15 protein-coding genes are annotated in these 20,301 nt (G+C 63.0%); 6 read left to right on the top strand and 9 right to left on the bottom strand.

Going from position 1 to position 20,301, the window contains the following annotated elements; genetic code table 11:
• Positions 1–73 precede the first annotated feature (73 nt).
• Genes GUI70_RS03755 through GUI70_RS03745 form a run of 3 tightly spaced genes read left to right on the top strand, consistent with a single transcriptional unit; the run spans position 74 to position 3,001 of the window.
• A complete protein-coding gene (locus tag GUI70_RS03755) occupies positions 74–550 on the top strand; it encodes an Lrp/AsnC family transcriptional regulator (RefSeq protein ID WP_237724677.1) in 477 nt (158 codons plus the stop codon).
• Positions 547–1,860: a glutamine synthetase family protein gene (locus GUI70_RS03750; protein ID WP_161880969.1), complete on the top strand. Its 1,314-nt coding sequence runs from the start codon at positions 547–549 to the stop codon at positions 1,858–1,860. Before GUI70_RS03755 ends, GUI70_RS03750 begins: the two co-directional genes overlap by 4 nt.
• 31 nt (positions 1,861–1,891) lie before the next feature.
• A complete protein-coding gene (locus GUI70_RS03745) occupies positions 1,892–3,001 on the top strand; it encodes an amidohydrolase family protein (protein ID WP_161880968.1) in 1,110 nt (369 codons plus the stop codon).
• 976 nt (positions 3,002–3,977) lie between these two features.
• Here the strand turns inward: GUI70_RS03745 and GUI70_RS03740 are convergent.
• The 5 genes from GUI70_RS03740 to GUI70_RS03720 all read right to left on the bottom strand — a co-directional run bounded on the left by GUI70_RS03740 (position 3,978) and on the right by GUI70_RS03720 (position 9,172).
• Positions 3,978–4,901, bottom strand: coding sequence for a glycoside hydrolase family 43 protein (locus GUI70_RS03740; RefSeq protein WP_161880967.1), 924 nt, complete (start codon positions 4,899–4,901; stop codon positions 3,978–3,980).
• Positions 4,898–5,914: a glycoside hydrolase family 43 protein gene (locus GUI70_RS03735; RefSeq protein ID WP_161880966.1), complete on the bottom strand. Its 1,017-nt coding sequence runs from the start codon at positions 5,912–5,914 to the stop codon at positions 4,898–4,900. Before GUI70_RS03735 ends, GUI70_RS03740 begins: the two co-directional genes overlap by 4 nt.
• Positions 5,915–5,916: 2 nt before the next feature.
• The gene (locus GUI70_RS03730) at positions 5,917–6,783 is read right to left on the bottom strand and encodes a carbohydrate ABC transporter permease (protein ID WP_161880965.1); all 867 of its coding nucleotides are present in this window, start codon (positions 6,781–6,783) and stop codon (positions 5,917–5,919) included.
• A 2-nt stretch (positions 6,784–6,785) separates the two neighbouring features.
• Positions 6,786–7,727, bottom strand: coding sequence for a carbohydrate ABC transporter permease (locus GUI70_RS03725; RefSeq protein ID WP_161880964.1), 942 nt, complete (start codon positions 7,725–7,727; stop codon positions 6,786–6,788).
• A 116-nt stretch (positions 7,728–7,843) separates the two neighbouring features.
• Complete coding sequence (locus tag GUI70_RS03720; protein ID WP_161880963.1) at positions 7,844–9,172, bottom strand: ABC transporter substrate-binding protein; 1,329 nt, start codon at positions 9,170–9,172, stop codon at positions 7,844–7,846.
• 448 nt (positions 9,173–9,620) lie between these two features.
• Between GUI70_RS03720 and GUI70_RS03715 the strand changes: the two genes are divergently transcribed.
• Positions 9,621–11,477, top strand: coding sequence for a glycoside hydrolase family 2 TIM barrel-domain containing protein (locus GUI70_RS03715; RefSeq protein WP_161880962.1), 1,857 nt, complete (start codon positions 9,621–9,623; stop codon positions 11,475–11,477).
• Positions 11,478–11,514: 37 nt separating this feature from the next.
• On the opposite strand, the gene GUI70_RS03710 is transcribed toward GUI70_RS03715, so the two are convergent.
• From GUI70_RS03710 to GUI70_RS03695, 3 genes are all read right to left on the bottom strand, one after another.
• Positions 11,515–12,480, bottom strand: a complete 966-nt coding sequence (locus GUI70_RS03710; protein WP_161880961.1) for an ArsR/SmtB family transcription factor — start codon at positions 12,478–12,480, stop codon at positions 11,515–11,517.
• Positions 12,481–13,269: 789 nt separating this feature from the next.
• A complete protein-coding gene (locus GUI70_RS03700; protein WP_161880959.1) occupies positions 13,270–14,886 on the bottom strand; it encodes an NAD(P)/FAD-dependent oxidoreductase in 1,617 nt (538 codons plus the stop codon).
• Between the two features lie 358 nt (positions 14,887–15,244).
• A complete protein-coding gene (locus GUI70_RS03695) occupies positions 15,245–16,237 on the bottom strand; it encodes an asparaginase (protein WP_161880958.1) in 993 nt (330 codons plus the stop codon).
• 317 nt (positions 16,238–16,554) lie between these two features.
• Between GUI70_RS03695 and GUI70_RS03690 the strand changes: the two genes are divergently transcribed.
• Positions 16,555–17,940, top strand: coding sequence for a serine hydrolase domain-containing protein (locus GUI70_RS03690; RefSeq protein WP_161880957.1), 1,386 nt, complete (start codon positions 16,555–16,557; stop codon positions 17,938–17,940).
• Positions 17,941–18,034: 94 nt separating this feature from the next.
• On the opposite strand, the gene GUI70_RS24215 is transcribed toward GUI70_RS03690, so the two are convergent.
• Positions 18,035–18,202, bottom strand: coding sequence for a hypothetical protein (locus GUI70_RS24215; RefSeq protein WP_237724676.1), 168 nt, complete (start codon positions 18,200–18,202; stop codon positions 18,035–18,037).
• A 418-nt stretch (positions 18,203–18,620) separates the two neighbouring features.
• On the opposite strand from GUI70_RS24215, the gene GUI70_RS03685 reads away from it, so the two are divergent.
• On the top strand, positions 18,621–20,294 hold the full coding sequence (locus tag GUI70_RS03685) for a sensor histidine kinase (protein ID WP_161880956.1): 1,674 nt from the start codon (positions 18,621–18,623) through the stop codon (positions 20,292–20,294).
• The last annotated feature ends 7 nt before the right edge of the window (positions 20,295–20,301 follow it).

The raw sequence follows: 20,301 nt of genomic DNA, 5'->3' as shown, positions 1-20,301 counted from the left end.
TTACTGTATCGTCAATCTGAGAGAATTTCATACATCCGAAAGGGGGATTGAGAAAATGATGTTGTCTAGGCCAGTGTCATCTCAGCTCGACGAAATCGACCGCACCCTGCTGACCCTGCTGCAAGACGACGCCTCGACCAGCCACGCCGACCTCGCCCAGCGAGTGGGGCTCTCGGCCACCGGGGTCCACAAGCGGCTCAAGCACCTGCGCCAGGGCGGGTACATCAAGAAAGTGACGGCGGTGCTCGACCGCAGCAAGCTCGGCCTCGATTTGCTGTGCATTCTCAAGGTGACGTTCCGGGGCAACCTTCAGCCCGACAATCTGGCGGAATTGCAGCGCTGCATTCAGGCGCTGCCGGAAATCCTGGAGTGCTACACCGTCACCGGCAGCAGCGACGCCATCATCAAGGTGGCCGTGAGGGATCATGTGGCGCTGCGCGACTTTCTACACCGCCTTTCGACCCAGCAGCAGGCCATCGAACGCGCCGAGACCTGCATCGTGCTTCAGGAACTCAAGGAAGGCGGCGAGCTGCCGCTGGGCAACGCATGAGCCAGCTCAGTGATCTCGACGCGTCCGGCGTGCGCTACCTGCGGGTGCTGTGGTGCGACAACGCCAACGTCATCCGGGCGCGGGCGGTGCGGGTGAGGCCCGGCGGCAGCGTCTCGGTGGCAATTTCTCAGGCCCAACTGGCGATTCCGGTGATGGAAGACAACGTGGTGCCGGACTCCGGTCTCGGCCCGGTCGGCGAAGCGCAGCTGATCCCCGACTGGTCTACCCTGCGAGACCTGCCCTTTGCGCCCGGCGAGGCGCAGGTCATCGGCGATTTGATGATCGGTGGTAAGCCCTGGGCGCACTGTCCACGCGACTTTTTGCGCCAGCAGATCGAGCGGCTTGCCGGGCGCGGCCTCGCGGTGCAGTCGGCCTTCGAGAACGAGTTTTATCTGCTGCGCCGCGTCGGGGGCGGACTCGAACCCGCCGACCGCAGCGTGTACGCTGCCACTGGCAGCATGAACCTGCACCGCGCCTTCATTCACGACCTGACCTCGGCCCTCGAAGCCCAGGGGCTGGAGCCGGAAGTGTATTACCCCGAAGCCGGGCCGGGCCAGCAGGAACTCGCGGTGCGCTACACCGACGCGCTGGGCAGCGTTGACAACCAGCTGATCTTCCGCGAAACGGTGCGTGGCGTGGCGTTGCAACACGGGCACGTCGCCAGCTTTTTGCCCAAGGTCTTTGAGCACGCGGCGGGGAGTGGCTGCCATATCAACCTCAGCTTGTGGCAAGGAGAGCGCAACGTCACCGGAGATGCCGCACACAGCAGCGGTCTCTCGGCGCTGGGGCAGGCTTTTATCGCGGGCGTGCTGGTCCACCTCCCGGCGCTGTGTGCGCTGAGCATTCCCAGTGTCAATTCCTACCGCCGCATTCGCCCGCACGCCTGGGCCGGAGCGTACCGCAGCTGGGGCTACGCCAACCGCGAAGCCGCCGTGCGGGTCAGCCGGGGAACAGCGGGCGCGAGCCGGTTTGAACTCAAGGCGGCCGACGCCAGCGCCAATCCGTATCTGGCGCTCGGAGCACTGATCGCCGTCGGCCTCGACGGCCTGGAGCGCGACCTGCCGCTCCCGCCGGAAGCGGACTTCGATCCCGGACGGCTGAGCGATCAGAAGCGCTCGGCGCTGGGCATTGAAGCGCTGCCGTCGTCGCTGGCCGGGGCCATTGCTGCCCTGGAACAAGACGAGGTGCTGCTCAGCGCCCTGGGAAGCGAGCGGGCCAGGACCTTTCTGGCGGTGCGCCGTGCCGAGTGGGCGGCCCTCAAAGACCTGGGCCTTCCCGAAGAAGTGCGGCTCCTGGCTGAACGGTACTGAGCCGAACGGTATGGCGCCGAAAGGTAACGACATGGACACCCTCGAACACATTCCCTTCTACGATCACCACGCTCACGCCCTGTACCACGAAGCGCTGTGGCGAGCCGCCCCGTTAGGGGCCTACTTTACCGAAGCTTACGATCCGGTCATTCAGCAGCGCTTCGCCCAGGACACGCTATTTTTTCGGCGCAGCATGCGCGATCTGGGCGAACTCTACGGCTGCGAGCCGACCGCCGAGGCGATCACCGACACGCGCCTGCGCCACGATTACGCCGAGCTGTGCGCCGAACTGCTAAGCCAGGCCAATATTCAACACCTGCTGATCGACGACGGCTTCTGGCCTGAGCGGCTGTGGAGCGTCGAGGAAAGCCGGGCGCGCTTGCCGCTGCCGGTTCGGCGGGTGGTGCGCATCGAGAACGAACTCGAGAAGCTGCTGGCGCACCACGACACGTCAGAATCACTGCTGAGCGCTCTGGACGGTATTCTGCGAGAAGCGGGGCAGAGCGCCGCCGGGTTCAAGAGCATCATCGCCTACCGCACCGGTCTGGACATCGCGTCGAGCAGCGTACCAGAGCAGGAGCGCAGCTTCGAGCGGGCCAGGCGTGAGGGTGGGCAGCTTAATGAAAAATCGCTGCTCGACGCGGCCCTGCTGCTCGGACTCCGTATCGCCGCCGAACTCAGGTTACCGGTGCAGTTTCACACCGGCTACGGCGACCCGGACCTTGATATGCGGCTGGCCAATCCGCTGCACCTGCGCAGCGTGATCGAGCGACCCGAACTCGCGGACTTGAAGGTGGTGCTGCTGCACTGCTACCCGTATGTGCGCGAGGCAGGGTATCTGGCAAGCGTCTACCGGGGCGTGCATCTGGACCTGGGCCTGACCGTTCCCTACACCAGCGTGGCGTCTATGCGCGGGGCGTTCCGTGAAGCGCTGCACCTCTCGCCGGTCAGCAAGGTATTGATCAGCAGTGACGCCCAGCGCACACCTGAGCTTTACTGGCTGGCCGCCCGCTGGGCGCGGCGCAGTCTGGGACAGGCTCTGCGGCAGACGGTCGAGGACGGCGACCTGAGTTCCGCCGAGAGCCAGTGGGCCGCCGAGCGCATCCTGTGGCATAACGCCAACGAGCTGTACGCCCGCTGAGATTCCGATTTTGCGAAAATGTGCTGGAACCTGTTCCGTATCGTCGCCCCAATCGACTTTGTTGGCGAAGAGATTCCTCAGTTTCCGACAGTTTTCTCAAGCCGTGTGAGACAGCTCTAAGAACTTGAGCAGGATCAGCACCTCCTTGTCATCGTCATCAGGTTCTCGGCTGATCGATCGCACCAGGATTCGCAGGCCAAGCACAACGACACTCCACGTCCGTCTGTCATACTGCTTCTGATATTGCGAAACTTGGGTGGAGCATCAATTCAGGGCGGAGCGGTATTCCTTAAATCGAGCAGATGAGCAGTACCTCAGGCTGGAATGGCGACGCTAGCGATTGTCAAAAATCTCAATCCATTCGAAGACCGGGTCTCGTGTGTCAGTGCGGGTTCCCTGTGCTCAATGAAGATTAAGCCTCAGCTTGAGGGTGGTAAAGAAGCTCCCCATCACCGCCTTGTCCCCTTCGGCTCAGACTCTGAAGTGTCTGGAGGCGCTCCAGAGCCTGTCGATATTCGCTGCTGGCATAACGGACCCCCGTCTTAAGCAGAGCGGCATTTTCGTCGTGAACGAACGCTCATAGGGACGCCACTCCTCCCGTAGAGGCCCGTCCGCTGCCTAATGCCTAATAACGTTGTTGCAGCGTGTCGTGGAGATCACCTGCTGGTGATTAGCGTCCGCCAGGTTCGGGATCTCCTGAAGTTCAGCGAGCACTTCGGCCAGCTGAGCTTCAAGTTTTTTGCAGTTCGGGTAAGAGTCGTCGGAGATTCCCTTACGACTCTACCTATTCTGCTCATTTCAGACCCTCTGGTGAGGAGGCACCAACTCTGTATAGCGCTCGTCCGGTGGCATGGTTCTGACAAGACGTGTCCGCCGAATCAGACGACAGGTCTGGGATCGTTTCGAGGGCCGGTGAGGTGGGCGCATTGGGGCGTGTCGGCGCTCCCACCTGCTGGCACCGCTTGCCCACTCGCTGTCAAGGCACCGATACGCTGGGTCGCCCATCCTCCCAGCGCAGGGGAGCGGCATGTAGTTGCCTGCGGGTGTGCTGAGCGTCCCAGGCGTGGAACACCAGGATGTCCTGACCATTGAGCGCAGTGACGCTGGCGTGGCCGGGGCCGATCAGCGTTCCAGCCGTCCGCAGGACATTCGCGCCTTCAACGGGTTCGGTCCAGGGACCGAGCGGGTGATCGGCCACCGCATGTCCAACCCCGTAGGTCTCGTTAATCCAGGCTCCACCCGAATACAGCAGGTGAAACTGTCCGTTTCGCCACAGCACGAAGGGACCTTCCAGGGTGTGCCAGTCGTGGACGCCGCCGTACATCGGGCGGTCTTGCTGATAGCGTTGCCAGTCGCCGCTGGCCCGCAGAATGGTCCGCGCCTCGCCCAACCGGGTCATGTCGTGCAGCGGGGCCACCGCCAGCACAGTACCGGGCCGCTCACCGTCCAGATCGTCGCGCGCGTAATATAGCCACCACGTTCCGTCCGGGGCCTGGAAGGGATGGGGATCGATGGCGAACGGCTCGCTTGGCGTCAGGTTCAGGCCCAAATCTTTAAATGGGCCGAGCGGATGCGTCGCTGCTGCGACCCTCAGGTGGTGGCCCTGATCGCCGTGACCTGCCGAGTAATACAGGTAAAACGTCTGATTCTGGAGCGCGACCTCCGGTGCCCAGTAATCCAGGCGCTCCGGTCCCAGCGGCTCCAGCACGCCGCCGTGCGAAGTCCAGTTCAGCAGGTCCGGCGAGGACAGCACTTCAAAGGCCCGTCCCCCCACCTCGCCGTGCAGGCCGGTGCCGTAAGCGTAATACGTGCCGCCCGCCTGCATTACGAAAGGATCGGCAAAGTCGCCGGGGTACAGGGGACCGGACGGCAGGGCACTGGACACAGACGGGCGGCTCACGGCGTGGGTGCCCGCTGCGGTGTCAGGGTCGGTCCTGCCACCTTGACCCTGCCACCCGAGAAGGTCACCGGGTCCAGGCGCAAGCTGCGGTAGCCCCCCACGGCGTCCGAGGTCCGCCCAGCCGTCCAGGCGTGGTAAGCCAGCCAGGTGCGGCCCGCACCGTCGGTCACCACCGTCTGGTGGCCCGGCCCAGCCACTTCCCCTTTGCTGACCAGAATCGGATTTTCCGCAGCCTTCTTGTAAGGGCCGGTCACGCGCGGGGCCGTGGCGTAGCCCACCGCATACCGGTCACTGTCGTACGGCCCGGCGGAGTACAGCAGGTAATACACGCCGCCCGCCCGGTGAAGCGTGGGGGCCTCGATCACGTTGCCTTCCCAGAGCTGGAAATTCTGGATCAGGGTGCTGGCCTTGCCAGTCAATTTCAGGCCGTCGGCACTGAGCAGCTGCACATAGAGATTGGTCGCCTGGTTGCAGCAGTTGCCGTCGTTCTTCCACAGCAAGTAGCGCTTCCCGTCGGCGTCCTGAAAGGGGCTGGCATCGATGCTGCCGCCCTCACCGAGCTGGCAGACCAGCGCCTTGGTGGACAGGTCTCTGAACGGTCCCGCCGGGGAGGTCGCCGTCGCCGCGCCGACGCACTGCCGGCCACTGGCATCGTCCTGGGCCGTGAAGTACAACACGAAGGTCGTTCCGACCTGGCTGACCTCGGGGGCCCAGGTGCGTCCGCCCCGGACCCACGGCGGCAGCACCGGCATGGCGTCGCCCTGGATCTCCCAGTGGACCAGATCACGGCTGACGGCGTGCGGCACATTGGCGTTGGCACTGTTGGTGGCGTAGGCGTGGTAGGTGCGGCCGATGTGCAGGATGAAGGGGTCGGGGAAGTTCTCGTCAAGGACCGGATTGCGGAAGGTGGCAGTGGTGGCCCTTCCAGTCGGCGGCGGACCGCCTCCCCCCGCCTGGGACGGTGTGGAAAACAGCAAAACAGTGAGACTCAGCAGAAGTCGTGAACGCAGCATCGCTACTCCTTGAGGCCGGTGGTGGACAGGCCCGCTTCCAGAAAACGCTGCGCGATCAGGTAGGCGATCAGCGCGGGGACCGCCGCGAGGGTGGTGGCTGCCATCAACTTGCCGTACTCGGTCACGTAACGCTGCGAGAACGTTGTGATGCCCACCGGCAGCGTCATCTTGTCCACGTCGGTGACGGTGTACAGCGGCCACAAAAAGTTGTTCCACGATCCCATGAAGGCGAACACCGCCAGGGTCGCCAGTGCCGGAATACTCAGCGGCAGAATGATCCGCCAGAGGATCAGCAGACTATTTGCGCCGTCAAGTCGCGCGGCCTCTTCCAGTTCGCGCGGAATGCCGACAAAGAACTGGCGCAACAAAAAGACCCCGAAAACACCGCTCAGCCCCGGCCAGATCAGGGCGTGGTACGAATTGATCCAGCCGAAGTTGAGCATCATGATGTAGGTGGGAATCAAGGTAACGATGCCGGGAATCATCATGCTCGACAAGATCAGCCAGAACCAGCCGTTGCGCCCCGGAAAGCGCATGCGGGCCAGCGGGTAGGCGGTCAGGGCACACAGAGCGACATGCAGCACGGTAAAGGCCAGCGCCACATACAGCGAGTTGCCGGTCCAGCGCAGGATATTGCCGTCGGGGGAGGTCAGGATTTCGCGGTAGTTGTCGAAGGTCGGATGCGTGGGAATCCACTGCACCGGCAGAGAGATGGCGTCGGCCTCGGACTTGAGTGAGGTGGAGAGCATCCAGTACACCGGCGCCAGGAAAATTACCGACAGCACGCACAGCAGCACGAAACGTGGAAGATCGCGCGGCATCCGGCGGCGGCGTACGGACTGGACAGGGGGAGGAGCGAGATTCGTCATGGTCAGTTCCCCTTCACGTCACGCGCCATGATGCTGAACTGCCCGGCGGTGAAGATCAGCATGATCAGCCCGAAGGCAAAGCCCATCGCGGTGGCGCTGGAGTACTGCGAGTTGGAGAACCCCTCTTCGGTGATGTACTGAATGACGCTCTGGGTCGAGCGGCTCGGCCCGCCGCCAGTGATCACCAGAGACTGCCCGAACAGCTGGAACGAGGCCAGTGCGGTGGTGACGAAGACGAACAGCGTGACTGGGGCCAGCAGCGGCAGGGTGATGAAGCGGAAACTCTGCCACGGCGTCGCGCCGTCGAGCGAGGCGGCCTCGTACAAACTCAGTGGCACGTTGCCCAGCGCGGCCAGGTACAGCGTCATGTTGAAGCCCAGTGTCCACCACACGGTGCCGACCACAATCGGGACCCAGGCCAGTCCCTCGGTGGAGAGCCAGGGGATGGGCTGGGCATTCAGCAGCACGTCCCGCGCAGCGTTGACCAGGCCGATCTGGTTGTCGAACATCCAGCGCCACAAGATGCCCATCACCGAGACCGTCAGGATGCCGGGCATGAAGAACACCGCCCGGAAAAACGCCCGCCCGAAGATGGGCCGGTGCAGCAGCAACGCCAATCCCAGCGCCGCCGCGAGCAGCAGCGGCACGCTGACGATGGTGAAAAAGGTGGTGTTCCACAAGGTGTGCCAGAAGAAATCGGCCTGCGGAGTGCCGGGCGTAAACAGGTTGCGGTAAAACTCGCTTCCCACGAACGCTTTGACCGGATTGAGCAGATCCCAGCGGTGCACGCTGATGTAGAGGCCATAGCCGATGGGATACACCGTGAACAGGAAAAACAACAGCGCGTGAGGCAGCAGATACAGGTAGGGTTCCAGCACGAGGCGGCGACGCGGCCTGGGGGCCGGGGCGGTGTCGGTGCGGGGATGCGCCTGGGTCACGGTCATGGCAAAGTACCTCGCGTGTGGGGGTAAACGAACCTGACGAGAGCGGCCCGGCCCGCCTCACCTCGGAAGACCAGAGGAGAAGGGACCGGGCCGCCAATGGCACTACCGGACCGACATTACTGGAAGTTCTTTCGGGCCTGCTCGATCTGCTTGTTAGATTCCTTCACACCGTCGCTCAGGGCCTGTGAAACAGTCTTCTTGCCCAGATATGCGGCCTCCCACGCTTGATCGAACGGCCCCATCACCTGGCCGACCCAGGGATAGCCGCTGGTGGCGTAGACGCTTCCCAAGCGGTCGAAGATGCCGCTGATGGAGGTTTTTTCAAAGGCGGGGTTCTGGGCGACGGCGCCCTGGGTGGGCAGACTGCCGGTGCTCGTCCAGGTCAGGTTCTGGGCAGGCTGGCTTATCCAGGCCATGAAGTCCAGCGCAGCCTTGCGTTTGTTGGCGTCGTAACCGGACGGCTGCTTGGGCAACGTCAGGTGGCTGGAGCCGCCCCAGGCGGCGTCCTTGACGCTCCCGCCCACGCGCGGAAAGAAGGTCACCCCGAAGTTCATCTTCTGGGTCTCGAAGCGGTCGAGGTACCACTGACCGCTGGGGAACATGCACACCTTGCCCTGGCTGAAAGCCGCCAGCTCAGCTTCCTCGGTGCTGTTGGGACGGGCCACATGCTGTTTTTGCACCAGATCGACCAAGAACTGCACGGCGCTGACGGCCTGCGGCGAGTTGAAGGCTGCGTTCTGATCCTTGTCAACCAGCTGGCCGCCGTTCTGGAGAATGGCCGCGTAGGCCGCCCGCGAGCCGACCCAGTTGTTGTACAGGCTGACGCCCCAGGTGTCGAGATTCTTGGGATCAAAGCCCGCCTCGCCCGCCTTCTTGCCACTCTTGTCCACGGTGCAGGCCAGGGCAGCTTTCAGGAATTCGGCACGGGTACGCGGCGGCTTGCTGGGGTCCAGCCCCGCCTTTTTCATCAGGTCCTTGTTATAGAACATCACGTAGGCGACGCTGGAGATCGGCACTCCGTAGGCCTGATTCTTGTAATCCGCCGTGGCAAACAGCGGACCGAAGAAATTGGTTTTGTTGATGCCCGCCGCCTTCAGCTCAGCCGGGGTGAGCGGAGACACTGCACCGCGCGCCACGAAGCCGGTGATCTGATCTTCGTTGATCACCACGACGTCAGGGGCCTTGCCCGAAGCGACCAGCGTCGGGAGCTGCTGCCAGGTAGTGCCCCAGGGCTGTGCCTGACCGCGCACCTGCACGTTGGGGTGGGTGTCGTTGTACTTCTTGATCAGCCCTTCCATTACTGGGCGGTCTGCACCGGTAAAGCCGTGCAGAAAGGTGAGGGTGACTTTGGGGCCGGAATAGGCCTGGGCACTGGCCGGGTTGGAGAGCGTGGCAAGACTCACGGCGGCGCTCAGCAGGATCAAGCGGGACAGGGGTGCGGACATGAAATCTAGCCTCCAATAAGCGGAAACCACCCTCCAGAAGCAGCGCTTCCGAGACGTGGGTATCCTGAACGTTGCCGCGCTGGCGGCCCGAGATGCTCTTAAGTGATGTGCGCCTCCTACACTACACTACGGTGAAATACCCGTCAATCCTTTCAAGAAAGAACGATGAAAGTCGCGACTTTCACTTTTCGTGCGAATGGTGCAGTTTTTTTGGAGACTTTCTTGTTTCAACTTGGAGAGAGTCAGCCTGGTATACCGGGCTCTTGCGTCGGGAAGCAGGTTTATAGCTTTCGCGGAACCGTTTCTCGCCGCCGAGTCTGCGCCACCAGCCCCGCCGGGTGAGATTGCATTCTGCGAATAATTGACTATTCTAATGACGGCAGAATTCGAAAGTAATCAACTTATCTTGTGACACCTTGCCCTGGAGCCGGACGGCCCTGGAGACCTCATGACTATCCCACCGACGCATCCCCGGCCCCAGCTCCAGCGCCCAACTTGGCGCAGTCTCGACGGTGAGTGGCAGTTTGCCCACGACGACTTGTCCCACTGGCAACAGCCCATAGACGTGATCTTTGACCGGACCATCACGGTGCCCTATGCCCCGGAGAGCGTGCTCAGCGGCGTTCATGACACTGGTTTTCATCCGGTGGCGTGGTACGCCCGTCAGCTTTCCGTGGGGGTCCATGAACGGACGGGGCGTCTGCTGGTGCATTTCGGAGCAATTGACTACAGCGCGCAGGTGTGGGCGGGGGGCCGCCTCGTCGGTCAGCATGAAGGGGGACATACCCCCTTCACCGTGGACATCACCGAGTCGCTCGGCGAGGACAGCACAACCTGGCTGGTGGTGCGTGCCGAGGACGATCCACATGAACTGGCCCAGCCCCGTGGCAAACAGGACTGGCAGGCCGAACCGCACCTGATCTGGTATCAGCGCACCACCGGCATCTGGCAGAGCGTGTGGCTCGAATGGCTGCCGCAGACCCATCTGGAGACCCTGCGCTGGACGCCCTGGCTGGACCGCTGGGAACTGGGGCTCGACTTGCACCTGAGCGGCCCGCTGATTGCCGGGCTGAAAGTGCGCGTGCGCCTGCACGCCCAGGGACGTGAGCTGGCCGACGACACCTACAAGTTCACCGGCCGTGACCTCAGCCGCCGCATCTCCATTCCTGACCCCGGCATTGACGACGCCCGCAACGACTTGCTGTGGAGTCCCGAGCATCCCCAGCTTATTCAGGCGACCGTCGAACTGCTCGACGGCGAACGGGTCGTCGATCAGGTGCAGAGTTATACGGCCCTGCGCTCAGTCGGCACCGACGGACAGCGCTTCGTTCTCAACGGCCAGGCGTACACCCCCAAGATGGTGCTGGACCAGGGCTACTGGCCGCAGGGACTGATGACGGCAACCGACGAAGAGTTGCGCCGCGATGTGGAACTGACCAAGCGGCTGGGCTTCAACGGAGCCAGAAAGCACCAGAAGGTCGAAAACCCCCGCTGGCTGTACTGGTGCGACGTGCTGGGTCTGCTGGTGTGGGAGGAGATGCCCAGCCCATACCGCTTTACGCCGGAGGCCGTCGAGAGATTGACCCGCGAGTGGCTAGAGGTGATCCGCCGCGACGCTTCGCATCCGTGCATCGTGGCGTGGGTGCCGTTCAACGAGAGCTGGGGCGTGCCGGATTTGCCGACCAACCCGGTTCACCGCGATTACGTGCGGGCGCTCTATCACCTGACCCGTACCCTGGACCCGACCCGCCTGGTGATTGGCAACGACGGCTGGGAGCATGTGGCGACCGATCTGCTGGGCATCCACGACTATGCCCACGACCCCGCCGTGCTGACCCAGCGCTACGGCACACTGGAGGCTCTGGCACGCGTGCTGGCACAGCCTTTCGGACGTCGCCTGCTGCTCGACGACTTCAGCGCCGCAGGCAAGCCGGCCATTCTCAGCGAATTCGGGGGCGTCGCCTACAGCTTGGAAGACGAGCGGGGCTGGGGCTACCACCGGGCGGGCGACAGCGCGGCGTTTCTGGAACTGTACGAGCAGTTGCTGGCCGCCGTGCATGAGTGTGAGGGCCTGGCAGGGTTTTGCTACACCCAGCTCACCGACACCTTTCAGGAAAAAAATGGTCTGCTGACCGAGACCCGTGAGCCAAAGGCGGATCTTGCCCGGCTGGCGCAGGCCACCCGGGGACCACGCCATGCCTGGGACATCGACCGTGATCCTGACCTGCATCCGCTGGGCTATGCGGAGCGCTGGCGTGAGCGGGAAGCGCAGGCCACGTCCGGTGATTCTCAAACCTTGAAGTGAGGCTGCCGTCCCCGACCGTCACGCGGGGACCGGCGGCTCAGCGCACCTTGACTGTGCGGGCATGGTTTGGAAAAGCATAATTGATGCGCATCACCAGGTCCTGTTCGTAATTGCCGAAGCGCCGTCCGAACAAATTCAGCCCCGCGCAGTTGCGGGCGTCGGGCTTGACGCCCAGCCGCACCCGGATGTGGTGGCTGCCGGTCAACTGCAACTCCGGCAAGCTGACCCCGGACAGCTTCTCACCGTCAATGAAGGCCCCGTCCTCACGCACGCTCCAGTGCTTGAGCAGGCCGTGTGAGGTCTGGTCGTCGTTCCACCACGCAGGCGTGAGCCGCGCCCGCGTGCCCCCGAAGTCGCCAGGACTGGTCCAGGTGCCCACCTCGGTGCCGTTGATCCATAGCGTGATGTCCGAGGGCCACTCCGGGTCGTACTGCGGCGCTTCCGAGCAGATCTCCATGCTGAGGTCAAACTGGGTCGGCGCAGCGCCGTAGGGCAGGTTGTTGGGAAACACGTAATCGAGGTGGCCACTGCCGCCGAACCACAGCAGCTGGGCGTAGACGTGTTCGGGCTCGTAAAAGGAGCGCGGATCGTCCAGCATGCCGATGATATTGGTCTCCGAAGCGAGGCCGCAGGTCGGCTGGGCCTCCACATGCGAGTAATTTCCGATCGGCATGGTGATCGTCACCTGATCAGCCTGGGCCTCCACCGCCGCGCCGGGCATCCTGAATTCCACCTCGTCGTACCGGCGCGAACACAGCTTCTGGGAGCCGCGCGTGCCCGGTTCGTACTCGACGGTGATCAGGCCAACGTGAACCAGCTGGTTGAGGTTGAAATTGACCGTGGAATGTGGGAGACCGAGCGCTGCGGCGAGTTCCGAGACATTCATGGCGTTGTGGGTCAGCAAGCTGAGAATCAGCAGTCGGGTCTCGTTCGCCAGCGCCTTGAGAACCGGCAGGGCACTCTCGCCCTCCAGACTCAGGCTGCGGCTTCCAGATGCGGGCATGTCACTCCTTTGGTCGGTCCGGCTTCAGGGGACTCAACCCCCCAAGCCTTCAGTGTTTACAGAATAATCGAGATAGGCGACAGGTGCGGTTGAGACTTCCAGAACGTCTGCCGTTCAGCCCCCGGACTCTGGCCATTGATAGGGAAGGAGAAATCATCCGGAAAATAGTCACAGCGGCACGTGCTGGTGGTCGACGTCCGCCAGGCTCGAGAGCCCTCGGATCACGGTTCCGTAACGCCTGAGTTGGTCGGCATGAATGATCTCTGGGACATCGTATTTCCCCAGCAGCTGAGCCAGGAAGGTCTTTGTTGCCTCGGTATACCGGTGAAATGTCGAGCACGAACCCGTGCTTGTCCACGGCCTGCCATAACCAGTGGCGAACGCTACACACTCCGACGGGGTTCTCGGGGGCGCAGTTCTTCGGTGAAGAGAAGTCCGAATGGTAGATGTACCCTTCGCGGAGGGTCTCGTGAAGGAGGGGCGTCCTCATGGGCATCCGTTCACGCCGATACTGGCCCCAATGCCGTGCAGGTGCAGCAATTCTTGGAAGTCGCGAGAGCTCAGGGCAAAGCGGCGATAGAGTTTCCGGTCATGCTGGATGACCGTCATCGAAAAACGGTGGTGGGAGGGTTGCGGGTCAGTCACGGCAGGCCAGCCTCCCCTGATCCGGTCAAGGCACAACCGATAAACCAGAGAAAGACCGTTCAGGACGCGCTTTTTTGCCTTAAGTTCTGAACTGCAACATGTCAGGGAGGTGGTCTCCCGGGTCAGGAAGGCATTTCACCTTGCTTAGGACCAGGCGACACGGCTGACGCTCCGCAATGCCCGGCGAGACGAGAGCAGTTCTTTCGCGACCCGCTCGCCACTTTCCACCCCGCCTTCCATATAGCCCTGCGCCTCTGAGGACGTATGTTCACCGCAAAAGTGCAAGTGGCCCACTGCCTCGCCCTCCGCCCCGCCGATACTCGTCCATTGCCCCACGCGGTAACTGGCGTACGAGGCCCGTACATACGGATTATTCGGCCAATCCGCTCGAACCGGGGCGGCCCCTGATCGCGCAGCCACCAGGCCGGGAAAGATCCGGTTCATCTCCCCCAGCCAGCGGGCCGTTTGGGATTCGGGGGTGCCGCTGGCGATCTCAAGTCCCCGCTTTCCACCCAGAAAATTGGTCAGGTTCCCACCGTCTCCCGGCGTTCCCCGACTGCTCTCCCAGGTATTTTGCCAGAATTGATCCGTAAAGACTTCACCACTCGACTTGAACTCATCGCGCCAGATTCTCTGCCTGAACCCGGCGATCAACTTGGCGTTCGTCCCATAGCCGAGTTCCGCGATGGCCCGGCGTTTGACCGCTGGCAGAGGCAGCGTGCTCAAGTCAACTTGCCGCAGCATGGTAAACGGCAGCGCCAAGACCACCTGCGGGGCCACCACCGTGCGGCGCGTACCGCCAGCATTGACCGTCAGCACGTACTGACCGTCGCTGCGCTGCTGGGCCGCTTCCAAGCGGGTGTTGTAATTCACCTGCTCTCCCACCACCCGCGCCAGGGCCAGGGGAATGCGGTCGTTGCCTCCAGCCACAGCGTAACGCTCATCACTCTCGCCGAAGAGATCAAAACGCTTCGGCTCGGTGCCCACCAGGGTCAGGAAATTGAGGCTGCTCTGCTCTGAGGTTTCAAGACCGAATTCAATGTTGTAGGCCACGTCCAGAAGCGTCAGCATCCAGCCCGACGCGCCGATCTGCTCCAGGTATTCACGGATCGACAGGCGGTCCAACTGCAGTCCTTTGTGTGGCGTGCGGTAATCCACGCTGTCGCCCAAACTGGCGTAATCGGCATCAATACGCTGCGTCAGGGGACGGAAAGCGTCAATGGCCTGCCGTTGGCTGTAGTGCCGCCCACCGATGTCGTACCACTGCTCGATTCGCCCAATATCACTCTGCGGGAGGTCAATCAGCGGTAGCCGCAACTCACGGGCCAGTGCTCGGATGTGGGTGTGGCCACTGTCAATAAACTCACCGCCGAGTTCGACTGGCTTGGGAAAATGCCCACGCAGAGTGGACATGCGCCCCCCGGGTCGTCCTGACGCTTCATAAATTTGATACGGGATACCTGCTCGGTGCAGGCGGTAGGCCACAACCAGTCCCGCCACACCTGCGCCGATAATCGCCACAGGTGCGCCATCCGGCCGCCGTCCGCCCGCCCCTCCTGCCAAGGTGGGAGCCGCCTGATTCAATGCCAGATATGCGGCGCCGACCGCGCCCGCCCGCAGGAGGGCCCGTCGGGAGACCTGAGCGGCTTGGGCTTCCTCGCGGCGCTCCAGGGCCTCGGCGGTGCTGACCCGGCGCTGCTCGGCCTGACGTGCCAGCGTCATCATCTGCTGCACGGCTCGGAAGAGAGGCGTGCGGCTCACCGCGTCACCTCAACGGCACGATGACCCCCCGTCGAAACCATCTGCTCCTCTGGCTGCATCTTTCCTCCCATTTGTAGTCTTCATCATCCTATAATGAATTTAAGCATCCAGCACACCATGGACTCAGGCCCAGTTCTGTCGACTGAACTAGGTTCTGTGTGGAACACGAAGCATGAGCTTTCTCGAACTTGATGTTGACCGAGGCTTATCTGCCCTCATATCCACTTTGTCAGGTCTTGAGCAATCTCAATTGCTTGGGATTCGCTGTGAACGTACAGGACTACAGTGGCAAGAATCGCCAGGCACTTCACTTGACAGAACCCGCTGCTGGGTATCACCTCCAGGTTGCCGCGTCGGCTCAGGCCCAGATGAGCGGGAGGCGCACCTGCACCTGGCCGACTTCCCGGCCCGCCCAGTTGAACTGCTGGCTGGGAGCCAGGGCACTCAGCTCTTCGGTCAGCGGCAATCCCAGCGCGTCCAGAAGCGCCAGGGCAAGAGGAGCCCTGGCCCGTTCACCGCCGTCGATCACCTTGAAGGCGACGCCCAACGGCCCACGTGGTGTCTGACGCAAGGCCAGCCCGTAGAACGCTTCGGCTCCCATCTTGGCGGCCAGACCCGGCACCAGCGGCATCAGGGTGGTGTCGAGCCGCCCAGGACCGGCGATCAAGAAGGGGTGTGCCCGCATCGCCTGGAAGATGCGCTCCAGTCCCGCTGCGGACTCACCGCCGGGAGCCGCTAACCGGGCGAAGAGCCGCGCTGCGCTGCTGAGGGGCAGCGCGAAAGCTGGAACGCTACACCCATCAGTGCCAACACGCACCTCGTCCAGCGAAAGGCCAGCCAACTCGGCGTGCAGCTCCCGGATGCGGCGTTGCAAAGGGTGGTCTGACTCGGTATAGCCTTCACGCGTCCAGCCCAAGAGGGTGCAGGCCAGCAGCATCCCGGCGTGTTTGCCGGAACAGTTGTGGTGCAGCGGCGTGGGCCGTTGGCCGCGCCGGATGAGGTCGGCAGCCACATCCGCATCAAACGGCGGGTGCGTGCCGCAGCGCAGGTCGGCCACGCTGCTCCCAGAGCGGGCCAGCAAACGCTCCACCACCGCCAGGTGCTGGGGTGTTCCGGCGTGGCTGGCGCAGGCGATAGCCAGTTCGTCCAGTGGCAGTTCGGGAGCCGCCAGAGCGAGCGGCAGGGCCTGCACCGGCTTGCTGCTACTGCGCGGAAACGTCAGCAGTTCGGCGTCTCCGCAGTGGGCCAGGAGGCGGCCCTGGGCGTCCACCACGGCAACGTGCACATCATGTTGGCTTTCGGGGTGCTCGCCCCGCGTGTAGATGACCTGGCCGACAGCGGTATTCGTCATGGCCCATAGCCTACCGCCCAGCCTCTGAGATCAAGTCCGACCAGTCCTGATTTGCATTTGAAGATGATCCAGGTTTGTGACTTGGCTGGACAGACCGTCACGAGACCGGTCGTGTAGTGAACCTTCAGGCAGGATCACACGCCAAGTCCCTTCGCTTCCACGAAGGCGCTCAGGGCACAAGGGCATGGTCCAGACAATCTTCTTCAATGTCTTGGTGCGCTGGTCTGCCGCTGTTTTTCTCAAGGCTTCCTGAGTAAGGTTAGCGCACACCATGCGCTCGGGCACCTGGTTTGGGCCTCAAGCGCTACTCTCAGCTCATGCCTCTTCTCGACACCGTCCGCAACCTGGCCCCCTACCTCCAGTCGTGGCTGGAATACCAGCGGGATCTGGCGCGCGTACCGGGCGTGCAGGTGGCGGTGCGGGTAGGCGGCGAGCTGGCAGCGTCGTTTGCACTGGGCGTGGTCAGCGAGGCCACCGGGCAACAGCTCACCCCGCAGCACCTCTTCCGGATCGCTTCCCATTCCAAGACCTTCACCGCAACAGCCATCTTCCAACTGGCCGAGGCCGGAACGCTGCGTCTGGACGACCTGGCAGGCCACTGGCTACCCGAACTGGCCGGATCACCCGCAGCGGGATTGACTGTGCGGGCACTGCTGGGCCACCAGTCCGGCATCAACCGCGATGGAGCCGACAGCGACTACTGGCAGCAGCTCCACGATTTCCCCGACCGTGACACCTTGATCTCCCTGTGCCGGACAGAGGCCGTGTTCTTGCCGAATCAGTTCTTCAAGTACTCGAACATGGGCTATTCGCTGCTGGGCCTGATCATCGAGGCAGCCAGCGGCCAGACGTATGAGGACTACATCGCGGCCCACATCACTGGGCCGCTCGCGCTGACCAACCTGGGACCAGAATTGCCGCCAGAGCGTGAGCCCGAGCTCGCAGCCGGGCACAGCGGGCGGTTGGCAGGTAACGATACCCGTTGGGTGCTCCCGTCCTCGGACACGCGGGCAATGGCGGCGGCCACAGGTTTTTACGGCACGGCGGCGGATGTCACGGCCTACCTGGCCGCGCACGCACTGGGACGCGACGGGCTGCTCACCGACGCGTCCAAACGCCTGATGCAGCGCAGGGAATCCGAGATCCGGCGACCTGTGACGCGCTGGTACGGGCTGGGCTTCTTCGTCGAGGAGATCGGGGGCCGCACAGTCGTGGGCCATTCGGGCGGCTTTCCCGGACACACCACACAGTCATGGCTCGACCCGGAATCGGGTCTGGCCGTATCGGTTCTCACGAATTGCCTGGGTGGCCCTGCGACCGAATGGGCGACGAACCTCATCAAGCTGATTGATCTGGCGGTGAACGCGCCGCAGCAGAAGACCGCCGACGCGCCGGGCTTTGATCTGGACACCTTCACCGGCCGTTTTGCCACCAACTGGGGCGCGTTCGACGTGGTCAATCTGGGAGGCCGCCTGGTGTCGCTGACGCCGCAGGGCGACCCTGCCATGAGTGCCACGGAATTGAGCGTGGTCGACGCCGATACACTAATGCCCGAACCTGAGGCCGGCTTCGGTGCGGTCGGTGAGCCGTTCCGTTTTCAGCGCACAGCGGCAAGCGACATAGAGTGGGTACGCCAGGGTGGGGGGCGGGCCTGGCCCATCACAGCGTACCGGCAGCGGGTGGGCCTCGACCCGCTGGCCTGAGTGGTGACATGAGTGGATAACCTTATTAAGGTTCTGCGATCGGTGATGTGAAGATGCCAACTGACGCCGGCGGCGCGTTCACCTTCCATTTTCCCTAGACCTTGAGCAGCTCGCTCGTGTGCGTTGCCGCTCCCAGCGCGATCAGGCCGTACTCTACGACCGTCACGCTGCCCATCAGCCTTGAGGGAGCACGTGACCCGCTGCGCCAGGGCAGCAAGTGCACCCAGACCGGTGGCCGCAAGACGCGGACTCGTCTGGGCAAACAGCACGCCCCGCCAGTGACCGTAGGCTCTTTTGGGCCTTCCAGGGTTGAAGGCCTCACCCAGCACCGCGTGACTGAGTTCGCCGAGGTGGTAGGCGGAGTTGTAGCTCCAGCGCCCGAACTTGTCCGGGTTGTGCCCTATAGGACCAGATTGGCGCTTTCTGATCGATCGGCCCTGAATCACCCTTTTGGGACAACTTGCCAGAGCCCTGTGCGGCTTGCGTATCCCAACGAGCTTGAAGGAGAACGTCAAGCACTGCGCCGCATTCATTAACGGCCCGTTACAACCAGCGTTTCTTCAACACAGGCTCAGACTGACTGACTTATCTTGGAGCATGGTTGCTGCTCTGCACACTGGCCGGTGTCTATGGTCGCCCGTTCTTACAGGCTTGCTGAACGCTGCGGCCTTTTGTGCCTTATGACGGCCCCACACCCTGATCAGGACGACCAGTTGGGGTTGAGTCAGCTCCAGAACATCATTGACGTCAGCACGGACTGCATCAAAGTACTCGATCTCGATGCCCACCTGATCTCGATGAATGTCGGCGGGATGGTGACCATGGAGATTGACGACTTCAGCCTCTGTCAGCATCAACACTGGCCAACCTTCTGGAAAGGTGAGGCTCGCCTTCAGGTCGAACGCGCCCTTGAAGCGGCCAGAGCAGGGGAAGCCTCGATCTTCGAGGGTCCGGCCCAGACGTTTGCTGGAACGCCCAAGTGGTGGGAGGTCCGGATCTCGCCGATCCGCGACCCGGGCGGCACCATCACCAAGTTGCTGGCGATCTCGCGCGACATCACTGCCCGCAAAACAGCAGAATTCCTGCTCCAGGAAAGTGAAGCCCGTCTGCGAACTCAAGCCGAGATGCTCGGCCTTCAGGCCACCCACAACGAGCAGGCCCTGTTCGCCTTCGTGCGCTTTACCACGAACGTCGCGAGCAGCACCGACTTCGAGGTGCTGGCCAAGGCCGCATCGGATGTGCTGCGGGAAGTGATCAGCGGAGCCATGAGCGGGTTCTACCTCCTGCAGGGGGACAAAGCGTATCCGCTGATGTTCTCTAGCAACACGCCACCGGCAGTTCAGGCGCTTCGGCGACCCGGCCTACCACTGGAATCTCCCTTGATCATGCAGGCCCTGGAGCAATGCCGAACAGCCTTCGCTGAGCACGATCAGGCCCGGCGGCAGTCGGTGGGATACGCCAGTGCCCTGAGCATCACGCCCTACTTCCGCCAGGGCCAACCGTATGCCCTGTTCGCCACGGGGGTTGATCGGTCCAACTGGTCGTCAGAGGAGCGGGCCATCATCGAGTCCGTCGGTCACGGCCTGGGCCTGGCTCTGGAGCGCGCCGAGCAAGCCCGGCAACTGATCGCTCAGCGCGACATGCTTCAGGCAGCAAACGAGGAACTCGAAGCCTTCGCCTACTCAGTCTCACACGATCTGCGTACCCCGGTGCGCCACATCGTCAGCTTCGGCGCACTGCTGCGGCGTTCTCTGCCCGAGACGCTGGATGCGGGGACCCAGCGGTACTTCAACGTGGTGCAAACGGCTGCCATCAACCTCAACCAACTGATTGACGGCATGCTTGATCTCGCGCGCACCTCGCGCCAGCCGCTTGAGGCCGAGCGGGTCGATCTGAACCGTCTGCTCAACGCAGCCCGTCAGGAGATCGGGGTTGCCGAACCCTCGCGCCAGATCACTTGGCAGATCGCCAAGTTACCGGTGGTCATGGGCGACGCCGCTTTGCTGCGCCGGGTGGTGGGGACCCTGCTGAACAACGCCGTGAAGTATACCCGGCCACGTGAAGAGGCAGTGATCGAGGTCTGGGCTGAGGACCGTGAGCAGACCTGGGCCGTCTTCGTGCGTGACAACGGGGTGGGTTTCGATCCGCGCTACAGAGACAAGCTGTTCACTGTCTTCCAGCGCCTCCACCGTCAGGAGGACTTCGAGGGGGCTGGGGTCAGTCTCGCCAATGCCCGGCGAATTATAGCCCGGCACGGCGGCGCGATGACTGCCGATGGTCAGATAGATCAAGGCGCGACCTTCGGCTTCATCCTCCCCAAAGCAGCAAGTGACTGGCCTGATGTCGCCCGTTGATGCGCTC

It is taken from the genome of Deinococcus alpinitundrae (genome assembly GCF_009982895.1).
In the GTDB taxonomy this organism is placed as follows: domain Bacteria; phylum Deinococcota; class Deinococci; order Deinococcales; family Deinococcaceae; genus Deinococcus; species Deinococcus alpinitundrae.
This window is presented reverse-complemented; position numbering and strand designations above follow the sequence as displayed.

Excerpts from the sequence above, each read along its gene's own strand:
- GUI70_RS03730 (WP_161880965.1), bottom strand. The coding sequence starts at position 6,783 with ATGACGAATCTCGCTCCTCCCCCTGTCCAGTCCGTACGCCGCCGCCGG.
- GUI70_RS03750 (WP_161880969.1), top strand. The coding sequence starts at position 547 with ATGAGCCAGCTCAGTGATCTCGACGCGTCCGGCGTGCGCTACCTGCGG.
- GUI70_RS03695 (WP_161880958.1), bottom strand. The coding sequence starts at position 16,237 with ATGACGAATACCGCTGTCGGCCAGGTCATCTACACGCGGGGCGAGCAC.
- GUI70_RS03685 (WP_161880956.1), top strand. The coding sequence starts at position 18,621 with ATGACGGCCCCACACCCTGATCAGGACGACCAGTTGGGGTTGAGTCAG.
- GUI70_RS03735 (WP_161880966.1), bottom strand. The coding sequence starts at position 5,914 with ATGCTGCGTTCACGACTTCTGCTGAGTCTCACTGTTTTGCTGTTTTCC.
- GUI70_RS03715 (WP_161880962.1), top strand. The coding sequence starts at position 9,621 with ATGACTATCCCACCGACGCATCCCCGGCCCCAGCTCCAGCGCCCAACT.
- GUI70_RS03745 (WP_161880968.1), top strand. The coding sequence starts at position 1,892 with ATGGACACCCTCGAACACATTCCCTTCTACGATCACCACGCTCACGCC.
- GUI70_RS03720 (WP_161880963.1), bottom strand. The coding sequence starts at position 9,172 with ATGTCCGCACCCCTGTCCCGCTTGATCCTGCTGAGCGCCGCCGTGAGT.
- GUI70_RS03690 (WP_161880957.1), top strand. The coding sequence starts at position 16,555 with ATGCCTCTTCTCGACACCGTCCGCAACCTGGCCCCCTACCTCCAGTCG.
- GUI70_RS03710 (WP_161880961.1), bottom strand. The coding sequence starts at position 12,480 with ATGCCCGCATCTGGAAGCCGCAGCCTGAGTCTGGAGGGCGAGAGTGCC.
- GUI70_RS03725 (WP_161880964.1), bottom strand. The coding sequence starts at position 7,727 with ATGACCGTGACCCAGGCGCATCCCCGCACCGACACCGCCCCGGCCCCC.